Annotated in this window: 16 protein-coding genes; 9 read left to right on the plus strand and 7 right to left on the minus strand. The window is 68.3% G+C overall.

Features of this window, described 5'->3' with window-relative positions; genetic code table 11:
* Positions 1-6 precede the first annotated feature (6 nt).
* On the minus strand, positions 7-1,788 hold the full coding sequence (locus ON39_RS10095) for a TerD family protein (RefSeq protein WP_040733129.1): 1,782 nt from the start codon (positions 1,786-1,788) through the stop codon (positions 7-9).
* Positions 1,789-1,873: 85 nt separating this feature from the next.
* Entirely contained in the window at positions 1,874-4,114 is a 2,241-nt protein-coding gene (gene pabB / locus ON39_RS10100) for an aminodeoxychorismate synthase component I (RefSeq protein ID WP_040733130.1), read from the minus strand.
* Positions 4,115-4,203: 89 nt separating this feature from the next.
* Between pabB and ON39_RS10105 the strand changes: the two genes are divergently transcribed.
* The 3 genes from ON39_RS10105 to ON39_RS10115 all read left to right on the plus strand — a co-directional run bounded on the left by ON39_RS10105 (position 4,204) and on the right by ON39_RS10115 (position 7,134).
* On the plus strand, positions 4,204-5,259 hold the full coding sequence (locus ON39_RS10105; protein WP_040733187.1) for a phosphotransferase family protein: 1,056 nt from the start codon (positions 4,204-4,206) through the stop codon (positions 5,257-5,259).
* A 71-nt stretch (positions 5,260-5,330) separates the two neighbouring features.
* Entirely contained in the window at positions 5,331-5,861 is a 531-nt protein-coding gene (locus ON39_RS10110) for a DinB family protein (protein WP_040733131.1), read from the plus strand.
* Positions 5,862-6,003: 142 nt separating this feature from the next.
* On the plus strand, positions 6,004-7,134 hold the full coding sequence (locus tag ON39_RS10115) for an NDMA-dependent alcohol dehydrogenase (protein WP_040733132.1): 1,131 nt from the start codon (positions 6,004-6,006) through the stop codon (positions 7,132-7,134).
* 49 nt (positions 7,135-7,183) lie between these two features.
* Here ON39_RS10115 and ON39_RS10120 read toward each other — a convergent pair whose 3' ends face one another.
* From ON39_RS10120 to ON39_RS10135, 4 genes are all read right to left on the minus strand, one after another.
* On the minus strand, positions 7,184-7,780 hold the full coding sequence (locus ON39_RS10120) for a peroxiredoxin-like family protein (protein ID WP_051186477.1): 597 nt from the start codon (positions 7,778-7,780) through the stop codon (positions 7,184-7,186).
* Positions 7,781-7,835: 55 nt separating this feature from the next.
* Positions 7,836-8,222: an iron chaperone gene (locus tag ON39_RS10125; RefSeq protein WP_040733133.1), complete on the minus strand. Its 387-nt coding sequence runs from the start codon at positions 8,220-8,222 to the stop codon at positions 7,836-7,838.
* Positions 8,223-8,307: 85 nt separating this feature from the next.
* Positions 8,308-8,802, minus strand: a complete 495-nt coding sequence (locus ON39_RS10130; protein ID WP_040733134.1) for a GNAT family N-acetyltransferase — start codon at positions 8,800-8,802, stop codon at positions 8,308-8,310.
* Between the two features lies 1 nt (position 8,803).
* Positions 8,804-10,003 carry a serine hydrolase domain-containing protein gene (locus ON39_RS10135; protein ID WP_051186480.1) on the minus strand — a complete coding sequence of 400 codons (1,200 nt, stop codon included), beginning with the start codon at positions 10,001-10,003 and terminating at the stop codon, positions 8,804-8,806.
* 41 nt (positions 10,004-10,044) lie between these two features.
* Between ON39_RS10135 and ON39_RS10140 the strand changes: the two genes are divergently transcribed.
* The 3 genes from ON39_RS10140 (at position 10,045) to ON39_RS10150 (ending at position 14,387) form a co-directional block, all read left to right on the plus strand.
* Positions 10,045-10,878 (plus strand): serine hydrolase domain-containing protein, encoded by an 834-nt coding sequence (locus ON39_RS10140; protein WP_040733136.1) that lies wholly within the window; start codon positions 10,045-10,047, stop codon positions 10,876-10,878.
* 94 nt (positions 10,879-10,972) lie between these two features.
* Complete coding sequence (locus ON39_RS10145) at positions 10,973-11,506, plus strand: DUF3145 domain-containing protein (protein ID WP_040733137.1); 534 nt, start codon at positions 10,973-10,975, stop codon at positions 11,504-11,506.
* Positions 11,507-11,576: 70 nt separating this feature from the next.
* On the plus strand, positions 11,577-14,387 hold the full coding sequence (locus tag ON39_RS10150) for a P-loop NTPase fold protein (protein ID WP_146251262.1): 2,811 nt from the start codon (positions 11,577-11,579) through the stop codon (positions 14,385-14,387).
* A gap of 6 nt (positions 14,388-14,393) precedes the next feature.
* Here the strand turns inward: ON39_RS10150 and ON39_RS10155 are convergent, their stop codons facing one another.
* Complete coding sequence (locus ON39_RS10155) at positions 14,394-15,158, minus strand: IclR family transcriptional regulator (protein ID WP_040733139.1); 765 nt, start codon at positions 15,156-15,158, stop codon at positions 14,394-14,396.
* A 150-nt stretch (positions 15,159-15,308) separates the two neighbouring features.
* Here ON39_RS10155 and ON39_RS10160 point away from each other — a divergent pair, with 150 nt between their 5' ends.
* The 3 genes from ON39_RS10160 to gcl form a co-directional block, all read left to right on the plus strand.
* A complete protein-coding gene (locus ON39_RS10160) occupies positions 15,309-16,130 on the plus strand; it encodes a hydroxypyruvate isomerase family protein (protein WP_040733140.1) in 822 nt (273 codons plus the stop codon).
* 33 nt (positions 16,131-16,163) lie between these two features.
* Positions 16,164-17,054 carry a 2-hydroxy-3-oxopropionate reductase gene (locus ON39_RS10165; protein ID WP_040733141.1) on the plus strand — a complete coding sequence of 297 codons (891 nt, stop codon included), beginning with the start codon at positions 16,164-16,166 and terminating at the stop codon, positions 17,052-17,054.
* Between the two features lie 2 nt (positions 17,055-17,056).
* Positions 17,057-18,538, plus strand: a 1,482-nt coding sequence (gene gcl, locus ON39_RS10170) for a glyoxylate carboligase (protein WP_040733142.1), incomplete at its 3' end; no start/stop codon positions are given.

Raw genomic sequence — 18,538 nt, forward strand, 5'->3', positions numbered from 1 at the left:
GCTCGTTCAGATGCGCGCTCCCTTCGCGCGATTGCAGGCGCGGCAGAGGATCTGGAGGTTCGTGGCGCTGGTGGCGCCGCCGCGGCTGAGCGGGATGATGTGGTCGAACTCGAGGTAGTGGCTGTCGCCGCACTCGACGCATTTGCCGCCGTCGCGTTGCCACACTTCGGCTTTCACCTCCTGCGGGATGCTGCGGGTGTCGCGCTGGCCGGGGGTGAGGATGAGGCGTTTGGCCACCCGCAGCGCGCCCTCGAGGGCGGCGGCGACGTAGTCCGGGTCGCCGACGGTGAAGGTGGCGCCGCCGCGGGCCGAGGTCGCCGCGAGTACCACCGTGTCCTGCTCGGTCTGCACGGAAACCACGCGGGACCAAGGCAATTCGGTGCCGGTGCCGTCGCCGACGAAGCGCAGCTTCTTGTTGCTGACGATCAGCCTGCCCTCGGTGAGCCGAGGACCGCGGGCCAGCTGGCGCACGTGCACGGCGGGCAGATCGAGGTGCACCTTCTCCTCGGGGTCCAGGTGCAGGCCGGGCGTGCGGATCACCGGCAGATCACCCGACCGCAGCCGGGACAGCGTGCGGCCCCGGTGCATTCGGCGGCGCAGGTCCTCGATCAGCGGGCCCGCCAGAGCCAACTCCTTGACGGCGTGCTCGAACGCCGCCAGCTCGTCGTGCTCGACCTCGCCGTCGGCGAAGGTGAACGCGACCAGCCGCTCCACGTAGCTCAGGGCGGCGTCGCGCAGCGCCTCGCGCCCCGCGTTCTCATCGATGCGCTGATACCGCAGCGACGCCCACAGTGCCGCCCACTCCGGGCCGCGCGGGCCGTTGGCGGTGAGCACCCGCCACGCCTGGGTGTGCCAGTGCGTCAGGAACTCCTCGGTCTCCGTCGCGCACGGATGACACGGTGCGAGTCCGCCGAACAGCTTGCGGCGGCGCGGGTTTCCGCACCGTGCGCAGTGCCGCTCGCCCGGCGGCGGCCGACGGCGGGTGGCGCCGGTCCACTCGTTGCCGTCCCACCAGCGCAGCCCGGCCGGATTCTCGGGGTCCGAATGCCAGTCGGCCAGTTCGGGATTCGGCGGCGGGGGCGGCGGGGGAGCCGGGTCTGCCGGGCGGCGGCCCAGGTCGACCGGCCGCCCGTTCGAGCGGGGCGCGGGCGGCTGGTCGAGCAGATCCGTGTGGGACAGAGCCGGATTCGCGTCCTCCGCCGGGTCGCTCCGGTACGGGTCGCCGGCCGGAACGAGCGGCGCGCGCCCGTCGCCGAACGGGTCCGCGGGGTGCGGCGTGCGCGGCTGCTCGTCGACGCTCACCCCGAACTCGGTGACCAGCCCGGCCAATCCGGTGGACCAGCCCTGCGCGATGGCCCGAAACCGCCACTGCCCGTCCCTGCGGTAGAACTCGCCGAACATGAGCGCGGTGACCGGGTCGGCGTCCTCGATGGTGAAGCCGTGCATCGGCCCGTGCGCGTCGTGGATGGTGAGCGACAGGCCGGTGAGGTCGGCGAAGGTGCCGTCGTCCACCGAGCCGGTGATCACGATCCGGTGCACGTCCTGCTCCGTGCGCGGCAGCGAGACGCTGAGCCGGGCGGTCCGCGGCGCGGGCTCCTGATCGATCGTCACCGCCTGGGAGACGTGGCGCGGCGCGTTGTAGAACACGAGATCGCGGTCCGTGCGCACCGTGCCGGACTCGCCGAGCAGGAGGGCGTGCGCGTCTACCGCATGGTCCGACCGCCACGAAACAACCACGGCAAGAAGGGATGTCGGTACTCCCGCGTTGGCGCCTTTGCTGAGTTTCATCGTGCTCGAACTATGCCACGCCCCACCGACACGCCGACTCCGCCGACCCCTTTACTCGGCAAGCCGCGCCGTCCGCGGGAACTCCTCAGCCGGTGACGCGGTCGGTCGCCGCGCGAAGGGTGGCGGCGGCCTTCAGCACCATCTCGTGGTACTCGTCCTCGGGATCGGAGTCGAGCACGATGGCCCCGCCCGCGCCGATCCGCCAGCGGCCGCCGTAGCGCACGGCGGTCCGGATGACGATATTGAGGTCGGCGGTGCCGCCGAGCCCGAGGAAACCGATGGCGCCGGAGTAGATTCCGCGCGCCTCGGTCTCCAACTCGTCGATGATCTCCATGGTGCGCAGCTTCGGCGCGCCGGTCATCGAGCCGCCGGGGAAACACGCACGCAGGCAGTCGATCACGCCGACGCCGGGGCGCAGCGTGCCGCGCACGGTCGAGACCAGTTGGTGCATGGTCATATACGACTCGATGGCCATCAGCTTCGGCACGTGCACGCTGCCGATCTCGCAGACCCGGCCGAGGTCGTTGCGCAGCAGGTCGACGATCATCAGGTTCTCGGCCCTGGTCTTCGGGCTGTCGGCCAGTTCACGGGCGAGCCGCTCGTCCTCGGCGGGAGTCGCGCCGCGCGGCGCGGTGCCCTTGATCGGCTTGCTCTCCACCGTGCGGCTCCGGTCGATCTTCAGGAAGCGCTCCGGGGAGGAGCAGGCGATCTCGAGGTCGTCGAAGCGCAGGTACGCCGCGTAGGGCGCCGGATTGCACCGCCGCAGGGTGCGATAGAAGTCGAGTCCGCCGTCCTCGACGGCGGGCACGGTCACGCCGTCGGTCAGGCAGATCTCGTAGGACTCGCCGGCGAGCAGCCGCTCCCGGCACACCGCGATGTCGGCGAGGTAGCGTTCCCGGCCCCTGCTCAGCAGCGGTTCGACGGCGTCGCCGTCCGACGGTATGTCGAGCGTCGGCGGATTCGCCCATGTCGGAAGGGTTTCCAGGGTCTCGCCGGTGTCGCGGAGCCAGTCGGCGCCCGCGCGCAGCGACTCGGCGGTCGAATCCGTCAGCGACAGTAGGTAAGTGCGGCCGGCGACGTGGTCGACCACCACGATGCGGTCGGCGAAGATCCACTGCGCGTCCGGGGTCGGCGCCCGATGGACAGTCTGCCCGCCGCAGTCGGCCTTGATCTCGTAGCCCAGATAACCGACGTACCCGCCCGCGAAATCGAATGGCAGGTCGGGTGTTTCGAGTTCGCGCAGCCGGAGCTGGGCGGCCAGGTAGTCGAGCACCCCGCCGGCGACCAGGCGGCGGTTCCCGTCCGACGACTCGACGGTCACCTCGCCCGTGCCGACCCGGTAGCGCACCACCTCCGCCAGTGGCCCGCTCGCGTCGCCGAGGAAGGAGAACCGGTCGAGGCCCGGCTCGACGTGCTCGCTGTCGAGCCAGAAGGCGGTGGGGGAGTTGCCGTACAGCCGGACGAACGCGCTCTCGGTGTCGATCGCGCGCTCGATCACGGTGTGCCGCAACTGCCAATGCCGAGGCGGGTCGCGATCCGGCACGCCCGTGCGCGCGACCTCGCTGAACGGGCCGGTGCTCTGCGCGCCGAATTGCTCGACCAGCGCGGGGAATTGCTCGTGGGCCAGCGTGGAGGTGGTCGATGGCGTTGGCGCCGAACGTGTTCGGGGCCGGGTGACGGTGACGGGCCGCAGCCGCATCGTCACCGGGTCAGCTCGCCGCGCCGTCGTGTCGCGTCCGGTGGCCCTGGTCCGGTGCGCCGCAGTGAGTCTCGCGAAGTTGCGCAGCAGCGCGGTGCCGAACTCGCTGGCGATCGACTCGGGATGGAACTGCACGCCCCACTGCGGCCGGGTGCGATGGCGCACCCCCATGATCACCCCGTCGGCGGCCGTCGCGGTGATCTCCAGGCTGTCGGGCAGCGGCCGCTGCGCGCAGAGGGAGTGGTAGCGGACGGCGGTGAAGCGCTGCGGGAGCCCGGCGAACAGGTCCCGGTCGTCGTGCCCGATTCGGTCGAGGTAACCGTGCCGCGCGGCCGGCGCGACGTCGACCGTCCCGCCCTCGGCGACCACGATGCGCTGGTGCCCGAGGCACACGCCGAGCAGCGGCAGATCCGTCTCGGCGATCACCGCCGCGGAGATGCCCACATCGCGGGCGACGTCCGGTCTGCCCGGTCCGGGCGAGATGACGATGTTGTCGAAGCGGGCCAGTTCGAGCTCGCCGGCCTCGTCATTGCGCACGACGGTCGGCTCGATGCCGTTCACCTCGCTGATCAGCTGATACAGGTTGTAGGTGAACGAGTCGTAATTGTCGATCAACAACGTGCGCATGGTGCCCGAAACCCTACGCCGCGCCGGTTCGGCCCCAACTGTTGTCTAGCGCCGTCAGTTGGGTGCGGCGGGTGGTGCACAATGTGGGGATGTCTGTTGCGCAGCCGGTAGGCGTGGATCGTGAACTCGTCGACTTCGCCCTCGTCGGCGGGTGGATGGATGAACAGGGCCTGCCCCCAGGCGAATTCGAGGATGTGAGCTCGCTCGGCGGCGGAACGCAGAACGTCATGCTGCGGTTCCGCCGCGGCGGCACCGACTACGTGCTGCGTCGCGGGCCGAAGCATCTGCGCGCCAAGAGCAACGACGTGATCCGGCGCGAGGCCCGCCTGCTCGGCGCGATCAACGGCACCGATGTGCGCGCGCCGCGGGTGATCGCCGCCTGCCCCGACGAGTCGGTGATCGGCGCGGTGTTCTATCTGATGGAGCCGATCACCGGCTTCAACCCGTCCAACGAGCTGCCGGAGTTGCACGCGGGCGATCCGGCGATACGCAAGGGAATGGGGTTGTCGGCGGTCGAGGCCATCGCCCGGCTCGGCGCGCTCGACTACGAGGCCCTCGGGCTGTCCGACTACGGCAAGCCCGACGGCTTCCTCGAGCGTCAGGTCCCGCGCTGGCTCGGCGAGCTCGAGTCGTACGCGGCCAACGAGGGCTACCCCGGGCCGCAGATTCCCGGCGTCGAGCAGACCGGCGAGTGGCTGGATCGGCACCGGCCCACACAGTGGACCCCGGGCATCCTGCACGGCGACTGCCACCTAGCGAACATGATGTTCTCCTACGACGGCCCGCAGGTCGCGGCCATGGTCGACTGGGAGATGTCCACCATCGGCGATCCGCTGCTCGATCTGGGCTGGCAGATCGCGACCCGGCCGGAGCCCGGCACCACCGGCGCCGCGCTGATCGGCAAGCTCGGCGCCGTCGGCGGGCTGCCGACGCCGGAGGAGATGGTCGCCCACTACGGGCAGTTCTCCGACCGCGACCTCAGCGCCGTCCCGTGGTACACGGTGCTCGCCTGCTTCAAGCTCGGCATCGTGCTGGAGGGCACGCACGCGCGCGCGTTCGCGGGCAAGGCGCCCAAGCAGGTCGGCGACTTCCTGCACGCCATCACCCTCGAGCTGTTCGAGCGGGCGCATCGACTGATGGAGTGATTGACGGGATGTTGCCGACAGTCGGCCGGATATCTGTGGTTGCCGATATTCGGCCAGGTTAGGTTGGGCGCATGCCGATCGTTCCCGATGTGAAGAACTGGACCTGGGTCGTCGAACGCGCCTGCCCCGACTGCGGATTCGACCCCGCCGCGACCGGCTACGCCGACGTGCCGCCGCTGGTGCGCGACACCGCCTCTCGATTCACCGAGGTACTCGCCCGCCCCGACGTCCGGCAGCGCCCGGACGAGTCGACCTGGTCGCCACTGGAGTACGGCGCGCACGTGCGCGACGTATGCGTGCTGTTCGACAGTCGCCTGCAGCAGATGCTGCGCGGCACCGACGACGGCACGGTCCCGCGCTTCGCGAACTGGGACCAGGACGAGACCGCCGTGGCCGAGCGCTACGACCAGCAGGACCCGGCGCGGGTCGCCGCCGAGCTGGCCGCCGCCGCGGAGACCGTCGCGCGGTCCTTCGAGTCCGTCCCGCCCGAGCAGCGCGACCGGCGGGGCGAGCGCAGCGACGGCGCGAGCTTCACCGTGGACTCCTTCGCGCGCTACTTCATCCACGATCTGGTCCATCACGTGCACGACGTCCGCGGCTGACGGCGCGGAACCTAGAACGTGTTCCGAACCTTCGATCACCGATACAGCTGAAATTTCGGCCCGGTACTAGAACGCGTTCCACTTTTCTCGTAGTGTGGGTGCAGTCACATATAAGCACGTGCATGCGAGAGGGTCGACAGGAATGAAGACGAAGGGCGCGATCCTGTGGGGGATCGACCAACCGTGGTCGGTAGAAGAGATCGAGGTCGGCGATCCGGTCTCCGGCGAGGTGCAGATTCGGCTGGAGACGGCGGGCATGTGCCATTCGGACCATCACATCGTCACCGGCGCGACGCCGATGCCCGCGTTCCCGGTCATGGGCGGGCACGAGGGCGCGGGCGTGATCACCAAGCTCGGGCCGAACTGCCCCGCCGACCTGCAGGTGGGTGACCACGTCATCCTGTCGTTCATTCCCGCGTGCGGGCGCTGTCCGGCGTGTGTGAGCGGCAATATGGCGCTGTGCGACCTGGGCGCGGGCCTGCTGATGGGTCAGGCGATCAGCGACGGCACCTACCGGATCCAGGCGCGCGGGGAGAACGTCATCCCGATGTGCCTGCTCGGCACCTTCTCGCCGTACATGACGGTGCACCACACCTCGGTCGTCAAGATCGACCCGACCATCCCGTTCGAGGTGGCCTGCCTCGTCGGCTGCGGCGTGCCGACCGGCTTCGGCTCCTCCACCCACGTCGCGCAGGTCGCGCCGGGGGAGACCGTGGTGATCGCCGGCATCGGCGGCGTCGGCATGAGCGCGCTGCAGGGCGCGGTGCTCTCCGGCGCCTCGAAAGTCGTTGCCATCGACCCGAATCCGTGGAAGCGGGAGCAGGCGCAGAAGTTCGGCGCCACGCACACCTACGAGAGCATGGCCGCCGCGATCATGCCGCTCATGGACGCCACCGAGGGGCGGATGGCCGAGAAGGTCATCCTCACCATGGGCGAGATGCACGGCGACTACGTCGAGGAGGGCCTGATCCTGACCGCCAAGGCTGGCACCCTGGTCGTCACCTCGATGGGCCGGATGGACGCCGGCGACGTGAAGATGAACAGCTTCCTGCTGTCCATGCTGCAGAAGACCGTGAAGGGCTGCATCTTCGGCGGCGGCAACGCAAGGCAGGACGCCCCGAACCTGCTCCGGCTCTACAAGGCGGGCCAGCTCAACCTGGACGACATGGTCACCCGCACCTACTCCCTGGAGGAGATCAACCAGGGCTACCAGGACATGCTGGACGGCAAGAACATTCGCGGCATCATCAAGTACACCGAGGCGGACTGGTAAGTCCCGACGCGCCGTCCGGCCCATCGGCCGGACGGCGCATGCGTGTTCGTCACGAGTTCAGTTCGCTCAGAATGTCTTTCGGGTGGGTCGGCGGCAGGTCGTCGACGCGGACGTCGATGAAGCGGACGGTTCTGGCGCGATCGAGGATGAGCGTGGTGGGGTGCGGGAGTTCCCAGTCGCCCTGGGGGTTGCGGTTGCCGACCGCATAACCGGCCAACTCCACGGCGTCCATGGTGGTGGGGTCCGCGAAGTGGGCGATGCCCAGCGTGCGCGCGATGACATTGCCGACGTCGGACAGCAGCGGGAACGTGAGGTTGTTCAAGGCCCTGGTGTACTGCGAACCGTCGGGCAGTTGGGGACTGATCCCGACCAGGTGCACGCCTCTGCGCGACAGTTCGGGCAGTAGTTCTCGCTCGTACCGGCGCAGGGTGTCGGCGCAGCGCAGCGACCAGGCGCCGTGGTAGAAGATCAGTACGGCGGGGACGATCTCGCTGAGCCGCACCACCTTCGGTGTCTCGTCGAGGAGTTTGAAGTCGGGCACGGTGTAGCCGAGCGGGACCGAGTTCTCCGTGACGATCACGGCGCTTCGAATATGGGTCTGCTCTAGTGCGTCGATCGCGAACTGGAGCCTGCGTAACTCTGACATCTGAAACCTTTTCCTGCCCAGCCGATCGACCTCGAGATGTCGATCATCATGCCGCTTAGCGTGGGGGCGGGCGAAGACCCTTCTCCTGTGGGCGTCCGGCGCGGCTGGCGAGCGCGGTCGCGATCTGCGCGATGAGGTCGTACGGAATGGGTTTGCTCAGCGGGAATTTCAGCGTTCCCTTGCCCGCCCGATACGGTTCGACGGCGCGATCGAAGGCTTTGTCGCCGTCGGGGATCGGGTAGACGCTGATGTGGGACTTCCATCCGGCGAAGTGGACGATGTTGCGGCCGTTCACCTTGAAGGTGGGGATGTCGTAGCTGATCGCCTCCGTCGCCTCCGGCAGCGCGCCCTGGATGGTGCGCCGAATTTCGGTGAGAATGCCGCGCACCTCTTCGGGAAAAGCGGCGATATAGGTGTCGATGGTTGCGGGCTGCTCTGCCACGAGGTCCCTCGATTCCGTGCTCGGTTATCGATCGAATCGGTGAAGACGGTGGAGCCTCGCCAGTGTAAACATCTGCGGCGTTCGACTACAGGTTCTTGCGGTACCAGCACTGCGCGTACATCTGGTCGTTGTGCGGCGTCGACTCGGCGTATCCGAGCCGGGCATACAGCGCCCTGGCCTCCACGAGATCGAGGCGGGTATCGAGCACGATTCGCTCGGCGCCGAGTCCGCGCGCATGGTGTTCGGCGGCCGACACCAGCCGAACCGCGCCCCCTTTTCCGCGCATGTGCGCGAGGAGGAATACGCGATTCAACTCGGCGGTGGTGTCGTCGAGTAAATGCACTCCGGCGGTGCCGACTGGCTCGTCCGCATATCGGGCGATCAGCAACACCCCGCGCGGCGGTGCGAATTCCGCGCCCGAGGTCGCCGCTATTTCGCGCTCGAGTTCTGCCGAATCGGTGGCCCTTCCCTCGTGCAGCCGATACCAGCGGTCGCTGACCTCGGTGTAGTAGGCGCGCCAAAGCGCAAGGGCGACAGGGGAATCGAAGGGCTCGGGAGCGATGGTCCACTCGTGCGGCATGCTACGGCGAGCCGGTGCAGCGCAGCACGGCCTCGCGCAGGTTGCGGCTGCGGACGTCGTCCAGGACGGCGAGACCGAGGCGGTTCATGGTGTAGCCGAAGCCGAGACCCGTTGCGGGGTCGGCGAATCCGAAGGAGCCGCCGAGGCCGGTGGTGCCGTAGGCGCGCTTGTCGGAGCCGAAGCGGAAGCCGCCGCCGGACTTGCGGAAGCCGAGGTGGTAGCGAGTCTTGATGTGCAGCACCAGATCCGCGGCCGGGACGTCGTCGGCGGTGTCCGCGGCGGCGAGCAGGTCGAGCACGTCGTCGTCGATCGGGAGCGCACCGGTGCGGCGCGCCGCAGCGCCGTAGACCCGGGCCAGCGAGCGCGCGTTGCCGACACCGTTGGAGCCCGGCAGCTCCACCTCGAGGAACTCGCGCCGCGTCGCCCGCGCCGGATCGCCCGTGCGTGGATTGCTCAGTGCCGCATAGGAGTACCCGCGCTTGGCCACGAACTCGGCCCCGATGCGCAGCGGGAGATCGCGCTCGTAGCGCACGGCGTCGAGGCCGCGGGTGGCGGCCATCGTGGCGATGCGCTCCAGACCCTGGTCGGCGGGCAGGCCGATGAAGAAATCCAGGCCGAGCGGTTTCGCGAAGTCCTCGGCGAAGACTCTCCCGAGCGTGCGGTGCTGCGGATCGACTCGGCGCAGCAGCTCGCCCTGGTAGAGGCCGAGGGTGATCGCGTGGTAGCCGTGGCGGGTGCCCGGCCGCCACGCCGGCTTCTGCGCGGCCAGGATCTTCGCGAGCCCGTCCAGGTCGGCGATCTGACTCAGCCGCACCACCGAATCCAGGCCGGACAGGCCCGCCTGGTGGTCGATCAGCTGGCGCACGGTGATCGATTCCTTGCCCTGGGCGGCGAACTCGGGCCAGTACTTCGCCACCGGTTCGGCGTAGTCGAGCAGTCCCCGCGACACCGCCGAGGCGAGCGTGAACGCGGCCATGCCCTTCGTGGAGGAGAAGACCGGCACGATCGTGTCCCGCTCCCACGGCAGGGTGCGGCGCCGATCGCGGTGGCCCGCCCACAGATCCACCACCGGCCGGTCGCCCTCGTACACCGCGACCGCCGCGCCGATCTCGCCGTGCTGGGCGAAATTGCGCCGGAATGCGTCGGCGACGGGCCCGAAGCCGGGCTCGGCCTCGCCGTGGAGCATCAACTGTTCACGCATGGTCATTCGATCGTAACGGCGTTGTCTCGTACGCTCGCTGAGTGCGTTCACTCGAGCAAATCCGAGATTGGCCGGTCCGGCACGCGGCGGCCGCGGTGGTCACCGGTGACGGCGAGACCGTCCACGAGGGCGAGGTCGATCGGGTATTTCCGCTCGCCTCGGTGACCAAGCCGCTGGTGGCCTACGCCGTGCTGGTCGCGGTGGAGGAGGGCGCGATCGAACTCGACCAGCCCGCGGGCCCGCCGGGATCGACGGTGCGACACCTGCTGGCGCACACCTCCGGGCTCGCGTTCGACACCGACGATATTCAAGCCGAGCCCGGCACCCGGCGCATCTACTCGAGTATCGGATTCGAGGTGCTCGCGCGATTCGTCGCCGAGCAGACCGGGATCGCGTTCGAGGAATACCTGCGCGACGCGGTGTTCGAGCCGCTCGGAATGCGTGACTCGGTGTTGGCCGGACCCGCCGGACACGCCGGGCGCTCGACCGCCGCCGATCTCGCTCGTTTCGCGGCGGAATTGCTGGACCCGCGATTGCTCTCCACCGAGACGCACGCCGAAGCGACCTCCGTCCAATTTCCCGGGCTCAATGGCGTGCTGCCCGGTTACGGCTCGCAGCGCCCCAATGACTGGGGTCTGGGTTTCGAGATTCGCGACGGGAAGACTCCGCATTGGACAGGCAGCGCCAATTCCGGGGGAACTTATGGGCATTTCGGTCAATCCGGCACATTTCTGTGGGTGGACCCCGCGTCGTCGTTGGCGTGTCTCGTATTGACCGATCAGAATTTCGGCGACTGGGCGAGAGCGGCCTGGCCGCCCCTCAGTGATGCCGTTATCGCGGAGGCGACACGCTCCGGCAACACGGCGGTGAAGTAACACACGTAACATCGGGCACTCCAGTACACTCGGGCAACACCAGCAGACGGGCCGTTGGGGAAGACGTCCCCCGTCGACGCTGGAGGTGTTAGTAGTGCGTGCATCGAGTCAGTTCGCGGACGTGACGGCGGGTGTGGTGTACATCCACTCGTCGCCTGCCGCGGTGTGCCCGCACGTCGAATGGGCGCTCACCTCTGCGCTCAGCTCGCCGGCCAAGCTGCGCTGGACCGCTCAGCCCGCCGACGGCCAACTCCGCGCCACCAGCGAGTGGATGGGCCCGGTCGGTACCGCCGCCCGCATCGCCCAATCCCTGCGCTCCTGGCCCGTGCTGCGTTTCGAGGTCACCGAGGATCCCAGCGAGGGCGTCGACGGCGAACGCTACTGCTTCGTCCCCGGCCTCGGCCTCTGGCACGGCTCCACCAGCGCCAACGGCGACGTCACCCTCGGCGAGATGCGCCTGCGCGCCATGCTGCAGGCCTCAGCCGAACTCGGCGAATACACCACCTACGACCTCGCCGCCGAGATCGAACGCGCCCTCGGCACCCCCTGGGACGAAGACCTCGAAATCTACCGCTACGGAACCGAATCCGGCGCCGAAGTGACCTGGCTCCGCCGCGACGTGGGCTAGTCCGACCCCGAGGTCGGCGAGGTCTGTTGCGCTACACTCACTCTCGGCCTAGTGAGCGCAGGGGGTGCCCGTGCCTGACACGTTCCCGTCCGGGGTCGCTCTGGGAGTGATCGGCGACGTGCGGTATTCGGTCGCCAGGACGAGTCAGCCGTGGGAGTTGGAGATCGACACCATCGTGGTGTCCCTCGGCAGCAGTCTCGGCCTGCTGGGGCGCGCGCTGGAGGCGCGATTCCGGGAGGCGGACTGGGCCTCCCTTCGCTACGACGACATCCGGGCCGACAAACCGAGGGTGTTGGATCTCTCGGGGGAGTCGAAGAGCACCGCCACGCATCTGGAGCGTGCGGTCCTGGTCACGCCGCGCGACCAAGTCGGCGACTTCGGAGACATCACCGACAATTCCCTGCGCCTCGCGGTGCGCGGTGCGGTCGAGGCCGCCGCAGCGAATGGGTCTCGAGCGCTGGGTCTCCCGCTGCTGGGCACCGGAGCGCTCTCCGAGCCCGCGGATCGCATCGCGGGGGTGCTCGTGCCCGCCGCCATCGACGCGTTACGGGAAGCAGGGAACGGCCGACCGAATTCTCTCGTCTTCGTGTGCCAGACCGCGGCGCACGAGATAGTGATCACCCGCGAATTCGAGCGGTACTCGCGGGAACGCGGCATGGGGCTGGCTGGTGGAATGGCACGCGACCTCGTAGACCCCACCGAGGGACTCCCGCTGTCCAGTGATCAACTGGGTTTCGCCCCGTACGTCAGCATGCTGGCCACCGTAATGGCCGACAGGACAACGCCTTTGCCGCTTTCCATCGGAATCTTCGGCGAATGGGGCTCGGGTAAGAGCACTTTCATGGCCATGCTGCGCGACAGAGTCCGATCGCTCGCCGGATCGGATCCGCGGTACTGCGACCAAATCGCGCACATCGGTTTCAACGCATGGCATTACGCGGATACCAACCTGTGGGCGAGCCTCGGCGACGAGATCTTCCAGCAGCTGGCCGGCCCGGCCGTGGATCCGAAGGAGCACGCGAAGCAGATTCGCGCCGAGCTGGCCGAGCGCCTCGACCAACGCGATCAGCTCGAGTTCGTCACGGAGCAGGCGGGTGCGACCGCGGCGCGTCTGCAGGCCGCCGTGGATCGGGCGATCGCGGAAAGAAAAACCACCGCAAGGGATTTCATGACGGCCCTACGGGCCTCTCCGGTGTTCGGTAGTCGGATCGACGATCTCTGGGACCAGTTGGGCGTCAGCGATCAGGTGGAGCAGGCCCAACTGTTCACCGCGCATCTGCACGGCACCTTGACGGAGGCGGACGGGCTGCGTCGAGGGGTCTACGCGCGGTGGGGAATTCGCTCGCTGATGGTCGCGGCGGCGCTACTGCTGGCCGGCGTCGTTGGGGCGATGGTCGCGCCGGTGGTCCTGGGGTGGGTGGGCCCGGTCCTCGGTTCGGCGACGGTGTTCGGCGGTGTCGGCGTCTGGCTGCTGGCGCGCACGCGCGAGGGCCTGCGCAATCTGCGCGCGGTCACCGAGGATGTGCAGTCGCAGCTGAGCCGGGCGACCAGGGATTCCGCCGTGAAGGAGCTCGCGGGCAAGCTCGCCGAGTTGCGCACCGCCGAGGCCGAACAGCGCCTCGCGCAGGCACAGCTCGACGACGTCGTCGCGCACGTCGGTGAACTCGGCAGGCAGCTGGCGCGACTCGCGCCGGGGCGGCGGCTCTACGCGTTCCTCGCCGATCGCGCACAGGACGAGTCTTACTCGGGCAGTCTGGGTTTGGTCTCCACGATCCGCAAGGATCTCGCGCAGCTCGTCCAGTTGATGGAGGACTGGCGCGCGCATCCGGAGGAGTGGGCGGGATCGGGGCGGCCGCCGGACCGCATCGTGCTGTACATCGATGACCTCGATCGCTGCCGTCCCGAGCAGGTCGTCGCCGTTCTGCAGGCGGTCCATCTCCTGCTGGCGTTCAAGCTGTTCGTGGTCGTCGTCGGCGTCGACCCGAGGTGGTTGCTCCGGTCGTTGCGTAGTCAGTACGCGGAGTTGCTGCACGACGGCGTCGTCGGCGAGCCGGACGGCGAATGGCACACGCCCGAAGACTATTTGGAGAAGATCCTCAACATTCCGCTTGTCCTGCCCACGATGTCGGGCGGGAGCCTCGGCCGCCTGCTGCGCTCGATCGATCGGGAAGCGCCCGCGCGCGCCGAACCGGTTGTGACGCAACCGGATGTGCGCACGGCGCGCAACGAGCCCGTCTCGGAGGGGAACACGTCCCTGGTGATCGAGCCGGGGTCCGAGATCTACACGCAAAGACAGACGACGACCGAGCCCGACTCGTCCATACCGCTCACCGAACCGGAGCTCGAGCTGTTGGCGGCGCTCGACCTTCTAATCGAGACGCCACGCGAGGCCAAGCGACTGTTCAACCTGTACCGGATGGTGCGGGCGACCCGTGACCTCTGCGACTCCTCCCGGTTCCTCGGCTCGACCGAACGCCCCGGCGAGTACCAGGCCGTCGTGATCCTGCTCGGGCTGCTCACCGCCCATGCCCGGCTGCTCGGCGGTGTCCTCGACACCCGTCCCGACCCGGACCGGGAAGTCGAGGGCGGAATGGCACACCGCCCGGCCCATCAGCCCTGGGCCGAGTTCGTCGCGGATCTCGAACCGCAGCGCCGCGGCACGACGTGGTTCAACCGCGTAGCCGGCTCCTTCCCGGAAAGCTATGTCCCGCACTGGATTCGCCTGCATCGGGGACTGGCCAAGCTCTCCGGGCACGTCACCATGCCCGACCTGTCGATCTTGCAGACGTGGCTTCCGCGCATCCGCTGCTTCTCCTACGTGCTCATGACGACCGAGGTCGCGATGCCCATGAGCCTCGAGCCGGACCGAATCGCTCCCTGACCAGGGTCAGTGGAGGTCGGTGGAGAGGGCTCGGCTCACCTCGGTGAGCAGGGGGATGGCTTGGTGGAGAAGGGGTTCGGTCATGCGGCCGACGGGGCCGGAGATGGAGATGGCCAGGTGGGTGGGGGCTTGGGGGACGGCCACGGCGATGCAGCGGACGCCGAGTTCTTGTTCGCCGTCGTCGATGGCGTAGCCGTTGCGGGCGGCGGCCTCGAGTTGGCGGGTGAATTCCTCGGGGTCGGTAATGGTGTGTTCGGTGTAGCGCGGCATGCCGTTGCGCTGCAATAGGTCTCGGGCGCGTTCGGGGGGCAGGCCGGCGAGCAGGGCCTTGCCGACGGCAGTGCAGTGCGGGAGGACGCGGCGGCCGACCTCGGTGAACATGCGCATGGAGTGGCGGGACGGGACCTGGGCGACGTAGACGATCTGGTCGCCGTCGAGCATGGCCATATTGGCGGACTCGCCGAGCTCGTCGACGAGGCGGGCCAGGTGCGGGCGGGCACGCAGGCTCAGCATGTGCGCGGAGCTCTCGCCGAGCTTGATCAGCTTCGGCCCGAGGACGTACTGGCGCGAGGGCTCTTGACGGAGGTAACCGAGGTCGACGAGCGTGCGCACCAGGCGGTGGATGGTGGGCAGCGGCAGGCCGGAGGCGGTGGCCAGCTGCGAGAGGCCCATGGTCCCTCCCGCGTCGGCCATCGCCTCGAGCAGGCCGAACGCGCGCTCGATCGACTGGACGCCGCCGGTGCGTCCCTTGGCTTCGCTCGCTGCGGTCACTAGCTGCCTCCATGTTTCCGGATGGTGGAAGCCTACCGGCGGCGTCTCGGTCACCGATCGGCCCTCGATGTTCCTTGACCGTGTGAGAAGCTGCTCTTACAGTATTCCGTATAACAGAACTCAGTTTCCGTATTGTGGAAAAGAGAACCCATGGGTCATTCCCTTCGCTATGAGGTCAACTGCTCGATCCTGTTCACCGAGCTGCCGCTGCTCGAGCGCCCGGAAGCGGTGCGGCGGGCCGGTTTCGACGCGGTCGAGTTCTGGTGGCCCTTCGACCGCGTCGTCCCCGGTGACAAGGAGGTCGACGCGTTCGTGGCCGCCGTCGAGGACGCCGGCGTCGCGCTGGCCGGGCTGAACTTCGCCGCGGGCGACATGCCGGGCGGCGATCGCGGCCTGCTGTCCTGGCCCGCCCGTGCGGCGGAGTTCCGCGACAACATCGCCGTCACCATCGGGATCGGCGAGCGGCTCGGCTGCCGAAACTTCAACGCGCTCTACGGCAATCGGACCGACGACGCCACCGCCGAGGCGCAGGACGAACTGGCGACCGAGAACCTCGCGCTCGCCGCGTCGGCGGCCGCCCGCATCGGCGGGACCGTGCTGGTCGAGCCGGTGAGCGGCGCGGACCGCTACCCGCTGCGCACCGCCGCCGACGCGCTCGCGGTGCTCGACCGCGTCCGAACGGCAACGGGCGCAGGCAATGTCGGGCTGCTCGCCGACCTGTACCACCTGGCGGTCAACGGTGACGACGTCGACAAGGTCATCGCCGAGCACACCAACCGGATCGCCCACGTACAGATCGCCGACAGCCCGGGCAGGCACCAGCCGGGCAGCGGCGACCTGCCGCTGCTGCGCCAGCTCGCCGAGCTCGAGCTGCATGGCTACGGCGGCTGGGTCGGGCTCGAGTACAAGCCGTCCGACGGCTCCGCCGACAGCTTCGACTGGCTGCCGCGCGAACGTCGGGGAAATTCGTAAACCACTGTCGAACAACGACTTCAGGGAACACCGATGACCACAATCGCATTTCTCGGGCTGGGCATCATGGGCAGTCCGATGGCCGTCCACCTCGCCGGCGCGGGTAACACCGTGACCGGCTACAACCGCAGCCCCGACAAGGCCGAACCGCTCGTCGCGGCGGGCGGGCGCGCCGCCGCCTCCGTCGCCGAGGCGGTGCGCGGCGCCGACGTGATCTGTCTGATGGTGCCGGACTCGCCCGACGTCAAGGACGTGCTGGCCGGCGAGAAGGGCGTGTTCGACAGCGCCGAGCCGGGGGCGCTCATCATCGACTTCTCCAGTATTCGGCCCGATGTCACCGTGGAGCTCGCGAAACAGGCTGCCGCGCGGGGCTTTCGGATGCTGGACGCGCCGGTCTCCGGCGGCGAGAAGGGGGCGGTCGACGCCGCGCTGTCCATCATGGTCGGTGGTGACACGGGGGACTTCGAGGCGGCGCGGCCGATCTTCGAGACGCTCGGCAAAACCGTTGTGCACGTGGGGCCCAGCGGGTCGGGCCAGACCGTCAAGGCGGCCAACCAACTGATCGTCGCCGCGAATATTGAAGCGCTCGCCGAGGCCGTGGTCTTCCTCGAGGCGTACGGGGTGGACATCGAGGCCGCACTGCGCGTGCTCGGCGGTGGGCTGGCCGGGTCGAAGGTGCTGGAGCAGAAACAAGGCAACATGCTGTCCCGCAGCTTCCCGCCTGGCTTCCGAATCGACCTGCACCACAAGGACATGGGCATCGTGACGGCGGCGGCGCGGGAGGCGGGGGTCGTGGTGCCGCTCGGCTCGCTGGTGGAGCAGTTGATGGCCTCGGCCAAGGCGAGCGGCGACGGTGCGCTCGATCACAGTGCGCTGCTGCGCGGGGTGCAGCGGTTGAGTGGCCGTGCGGATAAGGAGAACTGACGATGGCTCGGATGCGTACGGTCGATGCCGCGGTGTTAATTCTGGAGAAGGAGGGGGCGTCGCAGGCGTTCGGTTTGCCTGGGGCGGCGATCAATCCGTTCTATAGTGCGATGCGCGCGCATGGGGGCATCAAGCATGTGCTGGCCCGGCATGTGGAGGCTGCTTCGCACATGGCGGAGGGGTATACGCGTGCTGCGGCGGGCAATATCGGGGTGTGTGTCGGCACGTCGGGGCCTGCTGGGACGGACATGATCACCGGGTTGTATTCGGCGAGTGCGGATTCCATTCCTATCCTGTGTATCACTGGGCAGGCGCCGGTGGGCAAGTTGCACAAGGAGGATTTCCAGGCTGTCGATATCGCCTCGATCGCGGGGCCGGTGGCGAAGTGGGCGGTGACGGTGTTGGAGCCGGCGCAGGTGCCGGGGACGTTTCAGAAGGCGTTCCAGCTGATGCGTGAGGGCCGGCCGGGTCCGGTGTTGATTGATCTGCCGGTGGATGTGCAGGTGGCCGAGATCGAGTTCGATATCGCGACGTATGAGCCGTTGGTGGTGCATCGTCCGGCGGCCACGCGTGGGCAGGCGCGTAAGGCGATCGAGATGCTCAATGCTGCTGAGCGTCCGTTGATCGTGGCTGGTGGTGGGATCGTGAACGCCGATGCGGCCGGGCTGTTGGTCGAATTCGCAGAATTGACCGGTGTTCCGGTGGTGCCGACGCTGATGGGGTGGGGCACGATCGCGGATGATCATCCGTTGTATGCGGGGATGGTGGGGCTGCAAACCTCGCATCCTTACGGTAATGCCAGCATGCTGGAGTCGGATTTCGTGTTGGGTATCGGGAACCGGTGGGCCAATCGCCATACCGGTGGTGTCGAGACTTACACGCGGGGGCGGACTTTTGTGCATGTCGATATCGAGCCGACGCAGATCGGCCGGGTGTTCGCTCCGGATTTCGGGATCACGTCTGATGCGGGGGCCGCATTGAAGGTGTTCATCGAGGTCGCGCGTGAACTCGCGGCGGCGGGTGAGCTGCGGGACCGTAGCGATTGGGCTGGGCAGGTGCGGGCCCGGAAGGTGCTGGGGCAGCGCAAGACTCACTTCGACAATGTGCCGATCAAGCCCCAGCGGGTTTATGAGGAGATGAACCGGGCGTTCGGCCCCGACGTGCGCTACGTCAGCACCATCGGCCTGTCCCAGATCCAGGCGTCTCAACTCCTGCACGTCTACAAACCACGACACTGGATCAACGCGGGCCAGGCCGGGCCACTGGGCTGGACCTTGCCCGCCGCGCTCGGCGTCGCCACGGCAGACCCCGACGCCACGGTCGTCGCCCTGTCCGGTGACTACGACTTCCAGTTCCTGATCGAGGAATTGGCTGTTGGCGCGCAATTCAACATTCCGTACATCCATGTGCTGGTGAACAACTCGTACCTGGGCTTGATCCGTCAGGCTCAGCGAGCGTTCAGCATGGACTATTACGTCCAACTC

The organism is Nocardia tenerifensis NBRC 101015, assembly GCF_000308715.1.
Classification (GTDB): Bacteria; Actinomycetota; Actinomycetes; order Mycobacteriales; family Mycobacteriaceae; genus Nocardia; species Nocardia tenerifensis.